This is a genomic window from Pseudomonas sp. SWRI51 (assembly GCF_014268825.1).
In the GTDB taxonomy this organism is placed as follows: Bacteria; Pseudomonadota; Gammaproteobacteria; order Pseudomonadales; family Pseudomonadaceae; genus Aquipseudomonas; species Aquipseudomonas farsensis.
Map to the genome: position 1 here is coordinate 126,754 of NZ_JABWRG010000002.1, position 17,163 is coordinate 143,916.

Below are 17,163 nucleotides of genomic sequence, written 5' to 3' on the forward strand. Positions count from 1 at the left end.
ATTCAACGTTTAACAAAGGCTGCACATGCCTGAACATTCTCACCTGCGTTATACCTTCAGCGCGTTACGGGACGGCGCCCAGTTTGACGTCATTGCATTCAGCCTCAATGAAGGGCTGAGCCAGGTCTTCGAGTTGCAAGTTCAATTAGCCAGTCACGAAGACGATATTGGCTTTAGCGACCTGCTCGACCAGCCCGTACTCTTTACCATTCTCCACAACGACCGGCCTACGCGTTATGTGCACGGTTTGGTCAGCTGCTTCAGCCAAGCTGAAAGTGGCTTGGCCCGTACCTATTACCACGCGCGGGTCGAACCGCAACTGGCCCGGGCCAGCCTGCGTTCCAACTGGCGTATTTTCCAGCACAAAAGCGTCCCGCAAATTCTTGAATTGATGCTCATGCGCCAAGGCATGACCCAATTCGAACTCACCACAAGCGTTGCTCATCAGCCCCGCGAGTTTTGCGTACAAGCCGGCGAAACCGATCTGGCTTTCATCACCCGCCTCGCAGCCGAAGAGGGCTTCGTCTACAGCTTCGAGCACACCCCTAGCCACCACAAGCTGCTGATTACCGACCGCCTTTTATCGATGGGTACGATTAAAGCCGAAGAAACTGACGCGGAGCGGGAGCAAAACACGGCGTACGACGTGCTCTATCTCGCTATACCCGATGGCCCGTCAAATGTGCCCTGCCTTCGGCGCCTGAACTACAGCGAGCAAGTGCGCAGCACACGCCAAGTGCAACGCGACTATACCTTCCTCAGGCCGGCTTACCGTCAAGAGCATGTCGGCGTGCCACACCTGAGCCAATGGCACCGAAACGAATATGAGCGTTTCGACTACCCCGGCCGCTACAACCGCGACGTGGTTGGCAAAGCCTTCGTCAACACCCGCGCCGCAGCCCTGCAGCACGACGCGCGCACAGCCTGCGTTGAAGGCGACGATGTGCGCGTGCAGCCAGGGCTTGGTTTCAATCTGACCGGGCATCCTCGCCAGAGCCTGAATACGCACTGGCGGGCGATCAGCGTCACCCACGAGGGCAGCCAATACGCATGCCTGGCCGAAGAAGCCGCTGGCGCCGAGCGCGGCTCGCATTATCAGCAAAGCGCAATATTGGTGCCCGGCATGGCCGAATGGCGCCCTGCCCCGCTGCCCAAGCCGCATATCGACGGCCCGCAGATGGCGACTGTGGTCGGGCCACCGGGCGAAGAGATCTACTGCGATGAATGGGGCCGGGTAAAGGTGAGCTTCCCGTGGGACCGGGAAAGCCGCGACGATGCGTTCAGTTCTTGCTGGGTACGCGTTTCGCAGGGTTGGGCCGGTGGCAGCTGGGGCTCGATGGCAATCCCAAGGATCGGCCAGGAAGTGATCGTGCAGTTTCTCAATGCCGACCCCGACCAGCCGGTGATCACGGGCCGCACCTACTGCGCCAACCAGCTACCACCCTATGACTTGCCTGAACACAAGACCCGCATGACCATCAAGAGCCAGACCCACAAGGGCGAGGGCTTCAATGAATTGCGTTTCGAAGATGAGCTGGGGCGCGAAGAAGTATTCGTCCATGCCCAGAAAGACCACAACACGCAAGTCAGGCACGACCAGACCTCCAGCATTGGCCGAAATCGCAACGAGCAAATCGGCCAGGATGAAGCGCGCAATATTGGCCGTAACCGCTCAGACAAAGTGGGTAACGATGTGCACGTGTCTGTAGGCCAGGACGCACGCCTTGAGGTTGGCCGAAACCGCACCCTCAACATCGCCAACGACCATGTGCTCGTTACTGGCAATAACCGGCAGGAAACCATCGCCGCAGATTACCACATCAGCATCGGCGCGAACCTGGAGCAGCAGGTTCAGGGCCGAGCGGAACTCGAAGCCGGCGCGCTCATTGGCAGGCGCACACAACGCTATGAGCTTCGCGCGGCGCACACGGTGACGATCCAAGGCCCAGGCGGCTCGATCCGGATCGATGAGACCGGCATCACCCTGGAGGGGCTGTTGGTCCGTATCAACGGCGAGTTGCTGGTCACGGCCGCAGCCGGCAGCAACCCACTGCCCATGCCCAGCGCCCCAGGCGCCGCAAAACCCCTGCAACGCCAGTGCGGTCGGCAGCCCGACGGCAGTTGCGCCCTCGCAGATTGCCGCTGCATGGCAGGGCCCAGCCAATGAGTGCAGCAACCTACCAGCCGGGCCTTGAGCACGGGTTCGCCCAGCAGTGCCGCTTTCTATTGCTGATGACCATCGAAATTGAGCACTGGGCCTTGCGCCCCATCCCCCAGGAAGGCGAGCCGGTGCCAGCTTATGCCCCATCCGTACTGGAGCTGATCAACCCAATAAGCCGCAACACCCGGCATGCCTGGCTATGGAAGCGCAGCACACTGGACGACCAATACCAATTCGGCCCGCTGCTGGTAGACGTTGCCCAAGCACCGGAGCTGCTGGCCTACGCAATCGACACTTGGATGCCAATCGGCGCCGCTGTCGCGCTGGACGCCAATGTGAGCCTGGCAGCACTTGCGGAGCATTTCACCAGCCTGATGCCCATCACCCTGCCCGACCAAAGCAGCGCGACTTATCACATCAAGCCAGACCACCTTGCCGCCTGGCTGCAGGCGCTGGACGACGACCAGCGCGCAACCTGGCTTGGGCCGGTAAGCCACCTTGCGTGGCGGGCCAATTGGGGGCCGGCGTACGCGTGGAAGACCCTGCGACAAAGCCCGAGCGAATCACGCTCGTACGCAGATGCACCCTTGGCGCTTGGCCCCAGCGAACTGGACAGTTTGAACAAAGGCCTGCACGAGCATTTCGTGCTGAGCCTGGCCCATGAGGTTTTGGCCATGCCACACCACCACACCCACAACCTGGCCGACCTGCGCACATGGATCGAAACCCTGCACGTGCAACTGCAAGCGCTCAACTTCCGCAGTGAGGAAGTCATCGGCCAGTTCATCCGCCTGGTAGCCCGTCACATGTGGCTGCTGAGCGACGACCGCGCCGTCGATATCTACACCAATCTTCAAGAGCCACCCCAGGCTCGCCTGTACGAACTGCAGATGCTGCTGCGCCGCAAGGAATCACTGCATGACTGATACCTATCCCGGCAGCGCCATCGCTGCCCCCACCTGTAGCGTGCGGGTACCTGTGTTGCCGGTGCGCTACGCCATCGTGCCGCGCACGGGCGTCATGCCTGCATGCCGCTACGCAAGTTCGGGCTTCAACCTGGAACAAGGGTTCAGCCCGTTACAGCATTCGTCCTACACGCTAAGGGCGATCCGCCCCGGCTACATCTACGTGTTCATGAAGGGCGACTCGGGCCAGAAGCTGGTCATCCATGAATACGACGGCCAAGGGCTGTACAAAGAACTGCGCTACCAAGGCCTGGACCGCTACAACCAGCGCGACCGCTATCTGTCCGGCCAGAGCATGGGCTGGGTGTGGGCAGACGTCTGCCAGGCCAGCGCCAAGGAGGTGTGGATCGGCTACAGCCCGCACCTTTGGACCAATGCGGTGACGGCGCGTATTACCGGTTCTGCCAATGAGCGCAAACGGCATATGCGCCAGCTGGATATGACCGAGTTGCTGGCTGGCAATCAATTGCCCTCAAGCCAACCCCATGTGCTGCCGGTCAGCGCGCTGCAAGACTGGGTCGAAGACTACAAACCCCAAGGCCGGCGCATGTTCCTCGACTGGAGCAGCCACCCGTTCAGTGAAACGCTGCCAACCGGCAGGCTGATCGCCATGGCCAGGGACTACCCGGGCGCCCAACCCAAAGTCCCGGTGGTAGTCGCGCTGGCCGATGCCGAAGGCTTGGCGCTGGACCTGAGCCTGTCGGTCGCGGCTTACCAGCATCAGTTGAACGACCTGATCCCGAGCGAGCAGTTGCAACCGCAGGCATCGGCCCCGGATGCCGAACAAGAGCAGACGCCCCTGTGCTACCGGCTGGACACCGAGCGCATGAGCCACAAAAGCCGCGACTTCCATCACCGCAACCTGACGGCCATTTTGCTCGACAGAACGTTGGAGAGCATGTGGCCAGCCAACGGTCCCCCGCCGGAGGCAGTGGGCTATCGGCTTGAACATCGCGGCCCTGCGCCCAGCGCGGCGCAAGCCAGGTTTCGCGCGTTCACTCATAAAGACTACTCGCCCAACGGTGCCCGCCTCGGGCAGCGCCTGGACACCGACAAGTACCTGCAATTTCTCACTGAGCGCGAGGCGCTCGAAAAGCGCATCGTCGCCTTGCGCGAACGTGCCTCGCAGGCCAGCGACGACCACGACATCTGGCTGGCCAGCGCGGAGCCTGCGCAGATCGATGACCCGTACAGCCTCGCGGCAGCGCTGGCCAGCTACGACCGCGACGACATTACCTCCGCGCGCGGCCTGGAGATATCCCTCGCACTGCTGATTCAGCCAATGAGCCAGCCCACCCCCGGCACCGAGGCGGATGACCTGCGCTTCAATCGCCTGGAACGCTGGCTCGACCAGCACGACAGTCCGCTGTACACCGCCCTGGCCCCATTCAACCCGTTCAAGGACAAGGCGGATGCGGTCGGTAGCTTGCTGGGTGCGGGGGATGAGGTGATTGAACAGATCACCCCACGGTTCCCGCCCATTGTCGGGATCACCGATCTCACTGCGCAGACAGTGCTTACCGTGGTGCTCAAACGGCTGCGTGGGAAAACACGTTGGAATGCGAGTCACGGTCTGAAACAGCAGGTGCTGATGGCTGCAAGTGAAGCCAATGCGCAAAAAGCGCTGGGGTTATTGGCCGCTCGTTACAGCGTGACTAACCAGAGCATTCGCAGTGATCCGTTCAGCCGGGAGGTCAGAGGCTTCCTTGATCGAGGGATGGCGAGTGTTGTTGAAACCAGAGAGCTGAGCATCAAAGGCACGCGGACGATAGCTCTGGAGTTGACTACTCGATTGCACGCCGCGCCGACTGCACTTGGGATGCTACGTACTGGCGTCGGTACCGGCGCCAATATAGCGATATTATGGTTCAACATAATTTCGTTGAAAGTGGCTTATCACAATCTACAGAAGAGTGATGCGCCGGAATATACGCTGGGGTTTGCGGCTTCCATATTTGGGGTGATTGGGGCGGCGGCTGCAGCATTAGTCGGCACTCGGTCCCTGTATACAGCTGCAATGTTGAAACTGAGGCCGACAGCGCCGGGGGTGGCTTTTGGAAATGGGATTATAAAATTCCTAACATCGAAACTCTTTATCAAGGCATCCGGCTACTCCGCAATAGCACTTGGTTTCCTATCAGATTCAATGAAAGCGCGACGCCAGCAACAGAACGGTGATGACATATCGGCAACATACACCTTTGCTGCAACAATGACCATGAATATTGGTGCGTTTGTAATTCTGAGGACAGGACTCGGGCTAGCCATCTCCACTTCAGCAGTACCCTTTGCAGGGTGGGTAACTGCAGGTTTGATTCTAACAGGGACGTTACTTATCGCAGGAGGTCTATTTTTTTACGCTAAAGCATATGAGCGCCAATTCACTCCGATCGAGCTTTGGGCTGCTCGCTGCATCTTTGGCAATCGTATGAATGATGGCGAGATTAGAGACGAAATAACCCTTGACGAGGCAAAGAAAATACCAGCATTCAGGACATTACATGATGAAGTCCGCGCTTGGCATGAAGAGACTTATAGGCCACGACTATTATCGGCTGAAGATGCACTCAAGTTGGGTGTCGCTGGAATCGACACAGGAGCTCACCGGCAAGGAATGCAAGGTTTTCTAGCACGGGGCACCACAGCGGCAAGCAGACTCTCAGCGGGCAAAGCAACGGTACAATTCTCAGTGCTACTCCCCAACTTTTTAATCGGCATCAGCATTTGGTCCGCGACCCTAACACGCGCTGACGATGTCGGAAACAAAACGAACCTCTTGATTGAACCATCATGCTGGACTGTAGCAGCCGGTTTAATCATACACATAAAGAAAGAAACACGACTTCAGGATGAAACCCAGCTACACGTCACATACAGCCTAAACCAAGCCTGGGACGTGCACACTCAAATAAACTCAACTTTTCTACTGGAGCCTTGACAGTGTCGGTGATGTGGTTTTTTACCCCAATGGTGCATTCGCCATATGCACCAGCAATTCACGGCCAACTAGAACACTTATCTAGCAAAGTTCTAGTCCTTCGAAACCCATGGACACCAGACTCTGTATTCACGGGGAAAATCTACTGTGCATGCACACTTTTGATACTTATATGCCTCTACCCACCCCTACTTTCGGATGGGGTATGGAACGATAGCACTCTTGCCATCTTTTTATACGTCAGCATGCTGCACGCCCCCTTTATTTTCATCCCCTTCCTGGCGCACCGCATCTGGTCAATCAAGAATACATCAAGCTTCTATTTCAACCGGCATACCCAGAAGATATATTTTCAACGTGGCCGCGAGCTAAAGATATTCGACTGGAGCCTAACAACAGGAGGTATTCTCAGCATAACCGAGAGGGTAAATGGCTCCACCGCCATTAGCTATGGACTCGCACTTGCCATGCCCCGAGCAGACGGTAGTCTTCACAAAAATGACTGCATCTGGATCGACAGCAACGAGCCCACCGAGTCTTCCATCATTCACGTCGCTGAAGTCTGGGAATACGTTCGCCAATTCATGGCGCACGGCCCTGACCAGCTCCCACCTGCCAGGGAGCCCAACTGGTGGTACGTTCCACTCGACGCCATTTGCCTGACCCCAGCCCAAGCGTGGCGCCATTACGCACCGTGGCGTACCGGTGAACCGGGTGAGATGCAAGGCAAGAAACTCTGGCAACTACCGTTTTGGGCCGTGCTGTTTCCTTACAACCTCTCGGTCGCGGTGTTCTGGTACGCGATATGCCGGGTGTTCAACGTAAGGGCAGCGCCAGCGCCTCCGGAAGCGTTCGAGGCAATCGGTACAGCTAACGGTAGCGATGTCCTTAGTAAAAACTCTTAATCCACAATGCTTTTGATTGGACCTTTGATCATGTCAGTGACCTGGATCTTTGCCCCATTGGTGCGTTCGCCACATGTACCAGCAATTCACGGACAACTGGAACATCTTTCCAAATCCATGCTGATTCTACGAAACCCATGGATACGTGACTCTGTGCTCGACGCAAAATTTTTCTGCGCATGGTTATTATTACTTATGATATTTTTCTACCCAACCGTGTTTTCCAACATAGCCTGGGACGATGATGCCCTAGACACACTCCTATTCATCGGAATGCTCCTCGCGCCACTTACTTTCACGCCATTCCTAGCAATTCGTATTTGGGTAATAAAAAATGTATCCAGCCTCTATTTCAACCGAGACACACAGAAAATATATTTTCAACGTGGGCGCAAGCTAAGGACACTTGACTGGAACCTAACAGCAGGAGGTATTCTCGGCATCCCCGCGAGGATGAATGGGTCCGCCTTCTATAACTACGCACTCGCACTTGCCATGCCCCGAGCAGATGGCAGTCTCCCCAAAAATGACTGCATCTGGATCGAGAGCAATCAGCCCACCAAGTCTTCCATCATTCACGTAGCTGAAGTCTGGGAATACATTCGTCAATTCATGGCGCACGGCCCTGACCAGCTCCCCCCTGCCAGGGAGCCCAACTGGTGGTACGTTCCACTCGACGCCGTTTGCCTGACCCCAGCCCGAGCGTGGCGCCATTATGCACCGTGGCGTACTGGTGAACGGGGTGAGATGCAAGGCAAGAAGTGCTGGCAACTACCGTTTTGGGCAGTGCTATTTCCCTACAACCTATCGGTCGCGGTCTTCTGGTACGCAATCTGCCGGATGTTCAATATAAAAGCCGCCCCGGCACCGCCTGAAGCATTCGAGACGGGGCCGGAGGGCAACAACGAGATTGATATCAAGGCAGCCCTAACGCGCCGCGGCCCTCGTCGAAAGAAGGCCGATAAGCAGCGCGTCTAGTCATGCAAAACCTTAGTCCAGACGCGGTAGCCAGGCATACAGCCCACCGCGACTCACCCCTCACAAAACCGTATCCGGTTCCCAAACGGATCATGCACTTCAAGCACCTGCCCCCACCCCTGCTCCACCAGCTCCGGGCGGCCATAGCCATAGCGCTTGGCCTGCAGTTCATCGCGCAGCGCGTGGATATTGAGGGTCGGGACAAACAGCGTGGTGCCGGGGCTGGCGTCGCCGTGGTGCTCGGACAGATGCACCTTCAACCCGGCCCGCTCGATGCCCAGGTACAGCGGCAGGTCCGGCGCAAACCGGTGCTCGAACTCGACGCTGAAACCCAGGAAATCACAGTAGAACTCGCGCGCCTTGGCTTCATCGAAAATGCGCAGAATGGCGATACAGCGCTCGAAGCTCACGGCGGTTGCGACGGGCGTGTCATCAAGCGCGGCGGCGGCGGTGTTCCAGTCTTTGTAGCCGAGCTGATCGGCCACCTGTTCCAGTGCCGCGCTATGGCTGATGGTGAGGTTGTGGGTTGCGTAGTGTGCACGCAAGCGCTTGGCCATGTGCTTGGCCTGGGCGATGGACGTCATGTTGCCTCCATTGGTCGAAGCCTGCAGGTGCTCGCGTTGCCAGTCTTCGACAGCCTATAGAGGTGTGTAGTGACGGGGATGAGGCGATGCTTTCACCGAACCCTGGGGGCGCGAGCGGCTGGCAGCATCTGGCCATGGCGCGATACTAGGGCAATCGCTTGGGCTTGGCAAAGCGCGGCAGGCATTCTGATCTGGGAGGGCGTTGGAAATTCGCTGAGGGATTGGGTGATCGGGCAACGTACTCGTTTGCGGGTTGTAAACCAAGGGAGATTCTATGGTTTTGCGCAAGCCTGTACCGGCCTCATCGCAGGCTGGCGCCAGCTCCCACAGAGACTGCGCACAGCCACACTATCGAGGCCTGACCTGGCTTCGCGACAGCCTGCGATTAGGCCAGGACAGGGTTGTACAGAACCATAGAATCTCTCACAGGGCTCCGGGCCAGACCTCGATAATGTGGCTGTGCGGGGCCACTGTGGGAGCTGGCGATAGCCTGCGATGAGGCCGGCACAGGCTTGTACGCCCCCCCCCTGGAATCGCCCACAGGCCACGCTGAAATCCCTGCATGCGTAGAGCCGTAGATTCCTCTTCGGCTTGTCAACTCGCCTCTCTATAGGGGTTTCTTGGGTCCTGGGTCCAGTTCAGGTAAGGCTTGCCGGTGTCCTGGGCTTGCATGTCGATGCAGTTTTCTACCGGGCAGGTGATCTGGCACAGGTTGCAACCCACGCACTCTTCTTCGATCACGCTGTAGAGGTGTGTGCCGTCGGGTTTGACGGTGCTGGCGATGGCCTGGTGCGAGGTGTCTTCGCAGGCGATGTGGCAACGGCCGCAGCCAATGCAGGCGTCCTGGTCGATGTGGGCGATCGATTTGTAGTTGATGTCCAGGTATTTCCAGTCAGTGGTGTGCCCCACGGCCAGGCCGCGGAACGCTTCGAGGCTGCTGTGGCCGTGCTGGTCCATCCAGCGTGACAGGCCGTCTTTCATGTCTTCGACGATGCGGAACCCATGCAGCATCGCCGCGGTGCACACCTGCACGGCGCCGCTGCCCAGGGCGATGAATTCGGCGGCGTCGCGCCAGTTGCCGATGCCGCCGATGCCGCAAATCGGCAAGCCCCGGGTTTGCGGGTCGCGGGCGATTTCAGCCACCATGTTCAAGGCAATCGGCTTGACCGCCGACCCGCAGTAGCCGCCATGGGTGCTCTGGTCGCCGACGATGGGGTGGGCCACCATGCGGTCCAGGTCGACGCTGGTGATCGAATTGATGGTGTTGATCAGCGACACCGCATCGGCACCGCCGCGATGGGCGGCGCGGGCTGACTGGCGGATGTCGGTGATGTTGGGCGTCAGCTTGACGATCACCGGCAGCGAGCAATAGGTCTTGCACCAGCGGGTGACCTGCTCCACGTATTCCGGCACCTGGCCAACGGCGGCGCCCATGCCGCGCTCGGGCATGCCGTGGGGGCAGCCGAAATTGAGCTCGATGCCGTCAGCGCCGGTGGCTTCCACAAGCGGCAGGATGAACTTCCACGATTCTTCCACGCACGGCACCATCAGCGACACGATCAGCGCGCGGTCGGGCCAGTCCTTTTTCACTTGGGTGATTTCGCGCAGGTTGATCTCCAGCGAGCGGTCGGTGATCAGCTCGATGTTGTTGATGCCCTGCACCACGCGGTTGGCGCCGTAATGCGCCGAATAGCGCGACGACACGTTGACCGCCGCCGGGTCCTCGCCCAGGGTTTTCCATACCACCCCGCCCCAGCCCGCTTCGAATGCGCGAACCACGTTGTACGCCTTGTCGGTCGGTGGCGCGGAGGCCAGCCAGAATGGGTTCGGGGCCTTGATGCCGGCGAACACGATGGACAGATCGGCCATTTATGCAGCCTCCACGTTGAGCATGAGTTGGGCATGAATGGCCTCGGCGGCCAGCTTGCCGTGCTGCACCGCCTGCACGGTGAGGTCCTGCCCGAGCGCTGTACAGTCGCCGCCGGCATAGACACCCGCAAGGTTGGTGCGCAACTGCGCATCAACGCGCAGGCGCTCGCCATCGCGGCCCAGTTGCGCCGCCAGCGGGTCGCTGAGGCTGGCCTCGTCGAAGCGTTGGCCGATGGCTTTGAAGATCGCGTCGGCCGCCAGCTCGAAGGTTTCCCCGGTGTCTTGTAGCCCCCCCGCCACCGGCTGCGTGCGGGCAAAGCGCATACCGCACACGCGGCCCTGGTCATCCAGCAGCACGGCGTCTGGACGCGCCCAGGTGTGCAGCCGCACCTGGTCATGCTTGGCGATATCCTGCTCGTGGGCGGTGGCGCCCATTTCGGCAATGCCACGGCGGTACACCACATTCACATCACGGGCGCCAAGGCGGCTCATCTGTACGGCCATGTCGATGGCGGTATTGCCGGCGCCCAGCACCAGGCAACGGTCGGCCAGCGGCAGGCGGCTGAGGTCGTCGGCCTGGCGCAACTCACGGATATAGTCGGTGGCCGCCAGCAAGCCCGGGGCATCTTCGTCGGGCAGGCCCAGTTGGCGCACGGCGTTCAGGCCCAGACCAAGGAACACGGCGTCGTACTGCTGATGCAGCTCGGTCAGGGTGAGGTTGGCGCCCAGGCGCTGCGCGTAGCGTATTTCGATGCCGCCAATGCCCAGCAGAAACTCCACTTCACGCTGGGCGTAGTCGTCCACCAGCTTGTAGCGGGCGATGCCGTATTCATTCAGGCCGCCTGGCTTCTCCTGCGCCTCGAACACCACCACCTCGTGGCCGTGCATGGCCAGCCGGTGCGCACAGGACAACCCGGCAGGGCCAGCACCCACCACGGCAACGCGCTTGCCGGTGGCCGGGGAGCGCTGGAATGGGTGTTGGCTAAAGCCTGCGTTGTCGATGGCGTAGCGCTGCAACTGGCCGATCAGCACCGGCGCGCACTCCTGGGCGTTGTTACGCACGCAGGCTTGCTGGCAGAGAATCTCGGTGGGGCACACCCGGGCGCAGCTGCCACCCAGAATGTTGGCCGAAAGGATGCGTTCGGCAGCGCCTTGCAGGTTGTCATCGCTGATGCGGTGGATGAACGACGGGATATCGATCTCGCTGGGGCATGCGTTGACGCATGGGGCGTCGAAGCAGTACAGGCAGCGGGCGCTCTCGACGGCGGCCTGGCGGGCGGTAAGCGGTGGCGCGAGGTCGCTGAAGGCCTCGGCGAGCTGGTCGGCGCCGGCCCGGGGGCGCGGCAAATGGTTCAGGGCGTCGATCACGGTTGTTAGCCTCTCTCTTTTTTATGGGTACAGGCGGCGGTTACCCGCCCGTCCGTTGTTGGGGGATGGCAGTCAACAGGGGTAGCTCTATTGTTATGGGGTGGCGCAGTGCCTGGTCAGCGCTTGACCGGCACGGCGCGCTGCTGCTCGGCGCGCCGCTCCAGCACCTCGTACACCGAGGGGTACGCTGGGCGCTGCACGTAACGCCCAGCGCCCGGCGTGGCACGCAAATCGCCATCGGCCCAAAGCAGGTTGCCCTGGCTGATGGTGTGGCTGGGCACCCCGCGCACCGTGCGGCCTTCGAAAATGTTGAAGTCGACCTTTTGGTGGTGGGTGCTTGCACTGATGGTGCGTGTGCCCTGCGGGTCCCACAGCACCAGGTCGGCATCGGCGCCCACGCGGATGGCGCCCTTGCGCGGGAACAGGTTGAAAATCTTCGCCGTGTTGGTGGAGGTCAGTGCAACGAACTCGTGCATCGACAGCCGCCCGGTGTTCACCCCTGCGTCCCACAGCACCGCCATGCGGTCCTCGATACCTGCGGTGCCATTGGGGATGCGGCTGAAGTCATCGCGGCCCATGGCTTTTTGCTCAGCGCAGAAGCAGCAATGGTCGGTGGCGGTGGTGTGCAGGTTGCCCGATTGCAGGCCGCGCCACAGCGCCTCCTGGTGCTCGCGCGGGCGGAACGGTGGGCTCATCACGTAGCCGGCGGCAGTGGCCCAGTCGGGGTCGCGGTACACGCTGTCATCGAGCAGCAGATGGCCTGGCAGCACCTCGCCGTATACCGGCTGGCCCTTGGCCCGGGCATAGGCGATTTCATCCAGCGCCTCGCGGCTGGAAATATGCACCAGGTACAGCGGCGTACCGAGGGTTTCGGCAATACGGATGGCGCGGCTGGCGGCCTCGCCTTCAACCTGCGGCGGGCGCGACAGCGGGTGGGCTTCGGGGCCGGTCATGCCTTGGGCGATCAGTTTTTTCTGCAGGTGGTAGACCAGCTCGCCGTTCTCGGCATGCACCGTTGGTACCGCACCCAGTTGCAGGCAGCGCTCGAAGCTCGCCACCAGGGTGTCGTCGGCGGCCATGATGGCATTCTTGTAGGCCATGAAGTGCTTGAAGCTGTTCACCCCGTGGTTGGCCACCAGTTCGCCCATTTCTTCGGCGACCTGCTCGCTCCACCAGGTGATGGCAACGTGGAATCCGTAGTCACTGGCGCTTTTCTGCGCCCAGCCACGCCAGGTGTGGAAGGCTTCGAGCAGCGACTGCTGGGGGTTGGGGATGACGAAGTCGATGATCGAGGTAGTGCCGCCGGCAAGGCCTGCAGCGGTGCCGCTGAAAAAGTCCTCGCTGGCCACCGTGCCCATGAACGGCAACTGCATGTGGGTGTGCGGGTCGATGCCGCCGGGCATCAGGTACTGGCCGCTGCCGTCGAGCACTTCGCAGCCGATAGGGGCGTCGAGGTTTGCACCAATGGCACGGATCAGCCCGTCGGCACACAGAACATCGGCGGGGTAGCTTTCTTCGTGGGTGACCACGGTGGCACCACGGATCAACAGGGACATGCCGTCTTCCTCGCAGGCTGACCGGTCTTGGCCGGTTCTTGGAATTTTCTGCCAGTGCCTGGGGGCTCGAAGCAATCCTGTCAGGCCTGACAAGATTCGAGGCTAGTTGCTGATCGGATATTGATCAAGAAAAAATATAAGCAAATTACAATTTAGATAACTAACTGATAAACAAGGAATATTTATACAAATCACCAAAACGAAGCAGGCCCTCACCATTTTGACGCACTTGACAGGAAGCCAAAATGAGCAAGATTTTCTACGCAAATTCAGCTGTTTGAAAACCTTCGGCAAGGCGCAGATCACGCCTGAGGTTTTACCGGCCGCACCGCTTTGAACCACAGCGTGGCGGCCCATTCGGCCAGCAAGCACCCGGCCCGTGATCCGGTGCGTTTGCCAGCGATGCTGAATTTGATTGCAAGTCAGTGAGTTACCTCCGGTCGGCGGCAGTGCGCCGGGAAGGCCATTGCCAACCCGGCACGTTTGTTGAAGGCGCAGGCCAACCGCCATGGCCGGACTGGAGGTGCAGTATTTGTGGTGCGTGTACTCCGGCCATCGCAACAGCCCGATGAGCGACAACGATAAGAAAAACCTGGAGAGCCCCATGCAACAGAGCAGATCGAAAGTGATCGAGCAGCACGGCCTGTTCGAGCTCGACGCCGCCGGCGACGTCCTCGACAGCCCTCGGTACAACCACGATATCGCCCCCACCAAGGTGCACCAGCGCACTTGGAACAAGTGGCACATCACCGCGCTGTGGGTAGGCATGTCCATCTGCGTGCCCACCTACACCCTGGGCGGCGTGCTCACGGCCTACTTCGGGCTGAGCGTGGGCGAGGCGTTGCTGGCTATCCTGCTGGCCAACCTGATCGTACTGATCCCGCTGACCCTCAACGCCTTCCCGGGCACCAAGTACGGCATCCCCTTCCCGGTGCTGCTGCGCTCTTCGTTCGGCATCATCGGCTCCAACGTACCGTGCCTGATTCGCGCCGTGGTGGCGTGCGGCTGGTTCGGTATCCAGACGATGTTCGGCGGGCTGGCCATTCACCTGTTCCTGGGCTCGATATCGCCGGAATGGAAGGCCTTGGGCGGCACTGGCGAGGTGATCGGTTTCATGCTGTTCTGGGCCTTGAACCTGTGGGTGGTGCTGCGCGGCGCCGAGTCGATCAAGTGGCTCGAAACGCTATCGGCACCGCTGCTGGTGGCGGTGGGCTTTGGCCTGCTGGTGTGGGCATTGCCGCACATGTCGATGACTGAACTGCTGGCCCAGCCGCCCAAGCGCCCGGAAGGCGCCAGCGTGGTCAGTTACTTCTGCGCGGGGCTTACCGCCATGGTGGGCTTCTGGGCGACGCTTTCGCTGAACATCCCCGACTTCAGCCGCTACGCAAAAAGCCAGAAAGACCAGATTCTGGGGCAGATTTTCGGTTTGCCGCTGACCATGTTTTTGTTCGCGGCACTTGGGGTCATCATGACCGCCGCCTCGGCGTCGCTGGTGGGCGAAACGGTGTCCGACCCGGTCAGCCTGATTGGCCGCATTCAGAGCCCAGGCTGGGTGGCGCTGGCCATGGCGCTGATCGTCATCGCCACGCTTTCGACCAACACCGCGGCCAACATCGTCTCGCCGACCAACGACTTCCAGAACATCGCCCCACGTCTGATCGGCCGCACCCGTGCGGTGTGGTTGACCGGTTTCATCGGCCTGGCGCTGATGGGCCATGAGCTGCTCAAGAAACTCGGCTGGATCGTCTCCGACCTGAGCCTTGAGAGCGTGTACTCCAACTGGCTGCTGGGCTATTCGAGCCTGCTTGGGCCCATCGCCGGGATCATGGTGGTGGACTACTTCCTGATTCGCCGCCAGCGCCTGGACCTGGCCGGGCTGTACCGTGACGACGTGTACCCAGCCTGGAACCGCGCAGGGTTTATCGCCTTTGCCGTGCCGGTGGCACTGACCGTGCTGGCTATCGGCAACGCCCGTTTCAGCTGGTTCTACGACTACGGCTGGTTCACCGGTTCCTTGCTCGGTGGCGGGTTGTACTACGCCCTCGGTCGCCTCGCAGTGCGCGGGCCGGTGCCAGTGGCCAAGCCGCTGCCCTGATCAACAGCCGACCCTAACGCGCATTTGCTTTTGCAGATAAAAACAGCCTGAGGAGAGACACCCATGAGCACTCCCGCCAAGCACGTCTTGCAGTCCACCGAACACCACGTCAACAGCGCTCGGCTATGGCAATCGCTGATGGACCTGGCGCAACTGGGCGCCACGCCCAAGGGCGGGGTGTGCCGGCTGGCACTCACCGACCTCGACCGCCAGGCCCGCGACCTCTTCGTGACATGGTGCACTGAGGCCGGCTGCAGCGTCAGCATCGATGCGGTGGGCAACATTTTTGCCCGCCGCCCGGGGCGCAACCCCAAGCTGGCCCCGGTGATGACCGGCAGCCATATCGACACCCAACCCACCGGCGGCAAGTTCGACGGCTGCTTCGGGGTAATGGCTGGGCTTGAAGTACTGCGCACGCTCAACGACCTCGGCGTGGAAACCGAGGCACCGCTGGAGGTGGTGGTGTGGACCAACGAAGAAGGGTCACGTTTTGCGCCCTGCATGATGGGCTCGGGGGTGTTCGCCGGTAAATTCACCCTCGAAGAAACCCTGGCCAAGCGCGACGCCCAGGGCGTGAGCGTTGGCGAGGCGCTCAACGCCATTGGCTATGCCGGCGAACGCGCCGTGCTGGGCCACCCGGTGGGTGCGTATTTCGAGGCGCATATCGAGCAGGGCCCGATTCTTGAAGACCAGGCAAAAACCATCGGCGTGGTGCTCGGCGCCCTCGGCCAGAAATGGTTCGACCTGACCCTGCGCGGCGTCGAGGCCCACGCCGGCCCCACCCCGATGCACCTGCGCAAGGACGCCCTGGTTGGCGCTGCCGCCGTGGTGGAGGCAGTCAACTGCACCGCCCTCGCCCACCAGCCGCATGCCTGCGGTACGGTCGGCTGCCTGCAGGCCTACCCAGGCTCGCGCAACGTGATCCCCGGCGAGGTGCGCATGACGCTCGATTTTCGCCACCTCGAGAGCGAGCACTTGCAAGCGATGATCAGCGAAGTACAAGCCGTCATCGAGGCGACTGCAGCCAAGCATGGGTTGAGCTACGAGTTGGTACCCACTGCTGATTTTCCGGCGCTGTACTTTGACCGAGGGTGTGTCGATGCGGTGCGCGAGTCGGCGAGCGCGCTGGGCCTGGGGCACATGGACATCGTCAGTGGTGCAGGGCATGACGCAATATTCCTGGCCGAGCTAGGGCCGGCGGGGATGATTTTCGTGCCGTGTGAAGGGGGTATCAGCCACAACGAAATCGAGAACGCCACACCGCAGGACCTGGCGGCAGGCTGTGCGGTGCTGCTGCGGGCGATGCTGGCGGCTTCGGAGGCCATTGCCAGCGGCCGGTTGGCTGCTTGAGGCGTTGTTGAGACACAGCGCTCGCCCATCCCCATATCGATGCCGTCTACGCGGTCAGTGTAGGAGCGGCCTTGTGTCGCGAAAGGGCTGCAAAGCAGCCCCAGGATCTGAGCAACCACCAGAATCGCTGGGGCTGCTTTGCAGCCCTTTCGCGACACAAGGCCGCTCCTACACAATCAAAAGCAACTTGCCCGAAACCATAGAATCTCCCACAGAGACCGTGCTCAACCGCAACATTGCTGGTTGGACCCAGTCCTGTGGGAAATGATAGGCAATTGTGACGAGCGGGCTTGTACAAAACCGTAGAATCTCCCACAGGATGTCAGTCAGATATCTCTATCTCGGGCTGGCGCAGTATTTGTGGGAGCTGGCGATAGCCTGCGATGCGCTGCGC

At 60.6% G+C, this 17,163-nt stretch carries 11 protein-coding genes; 7 read left to right on the forward strand and 4 right to left on the reverse strand.

Translation table 11 applies throughout. The features are described from left to right. Positions 1-25: 25 nt before the first annotated feature. From tssI to HU720_RS01405, 5 genes are all read left to right on the forward strand, one after another. Positions 26-2,167 carry a type VI secretion system tip protein TssI/VgrG gene (gene tssI / locus HU720_RS01385; protein WP_186516674.1) on the forward strand — a complete coding sequence of 714 codons (2,142 nt, stop codon included), beginning with the start codon at positions 26-28 and terminating at the stop codon, positions 2,165-2,167. Beyond that, positions 2,164-3,087, forward strand: coding sequence for a DUF4123 domain-containing protein (locus HU720_RS01390; RefSeq protein ID WP_238337590.1), 924 nt, complete (start codon positions 2,164-2,166; stop codon positions 3,085-3,087). The genes tssI and HU720_RS01390 overlap by 4 nt, the downstream gene beginning before the upstream one ends. Continuing rightward, positions 3,080-6,064 (forward strand): T6SS effector BTH_I2691 family protein, encoded by a 2,985-nt coding sequence (locus tag HU720_RS01395; protein ID WP_186516677.1) that lies wholly within the window; start codon positions 3,080-3,082, stop codon positions 6,062-6,064. The genes HU720_RS01390 and HU720_RS01395 overlap by 8 nt, the downstream gene beginning before the upstream one ends. 245 nt (positions 6,065-6,309) lie before the next feature. Then, a complete protein-coding gene (locus HU720_RS01400) occupies positions 6,310-6,969 on the forward strand; it encodes a DUF6708 domain-containing protein (RefSeq protein ID WP_346656544.1) in 660 nt (219 codons plus the stop codon). Between the two features lie 30 nt (positions 6,970-6,999). Next, entirely contained in the window at positions 7,000-7,947 is a 948-nt protein-coding gene (locus HU720_RS01405; RefSeq protein ID WP_238337591.1) for a DUF6708 domain-containing protein, read from the forward strand. Positions 7,948-8,000: 53 nt separating this feature from the next. Here HU720_RS01405 and HU720_RS01410 read toward each other — a convergent pair whose 3' ends face one another. The 4 genes from HU720_RS01410 to hydA form a co-directional block, all read right to left on the reverse strand. Further along, positions 8,001-8,531 (reverse strand): glyoxalase superfamily protein, encoded by a 531-nt coding sequence (locus HU720_RS01410; RefSeq protein WP_186516678.1) that lies wholly within the window; start codon positions 8,529-8,531, stop codon positions 8,001-8,003. A gap of 594 nt (positions 8,532-9,125) precedes the next feature. Continuing rightward, positions 9,126-10,400 (reverse strand): NAD-dependent dihydropyrimidine dehydrogenase subunit PreA, encoded by a 1,275-nt coding sequence (gene preA, locus HU720_RS01415; RefSeq protein WP_186516680.1) that lies wholly within the window; start codon positions 10,398-10,400, stop codon positions 9,126-9,128. Continuing rightward, positions 10,401-11,768 carry an FAD-dependent oxidoreductase gene (locus HU720_RS01420; protein ID WP_186516681.1) on the reverse strand — a complete coding sequence of 456 codons (1,368 nt, stop codon included), beginning with the start codon at positions 11,766-11,768 and terminating at the stop codon, positions 10,401-10,403. It lies immediately after the preceding gene. 116 nt (positions 11,769-11,884) lie between these two features. Beyond that, a complete protein-coding gene (hydA, locus tag HU720_RS01425) occupies positions 11,885-13,324 on the reverse strand; it encodes a dihydropyrimidinase (RefSeq protein WP_186516682.1) in 1,440 nt (479 codons plus the stop codon). Between the two features lie 604 nt (positions 13,325-13,928). Between hydA and HU720_RS01430 the strand changes: the two genes are divergently transcribed. Both HU720_RS01430 and HU720_RS01435 read left to right on the forward strand, forming a co-directional pair. Continuing rightward, entirely contained in the window at positions 13,929-15,419 is a 1,491-nt protein-coding gene (locus HU720_RS01430; protein WP_186516683.1) for an NCS1 family nucleobase:cation symporter-1, read from the forward strand. A 63-nt stretch (positions 15,420-15,482) separates the two neighbouring features. Continuing rightward, the gene (locus HU720_RS01435; protein ID WP_186516684.1) at positions 15,483-16,769 is read left to right on the forward strand and encodes a Zn-dependent hydrolase; all 1,287 of its coding nucleotides are present in this window, start codon (positions 15,483-15,485) and stop codon (positions 16,767-16,769) included. Positions 16,770-17,163 lie beyond the last annotated feature (394 nt).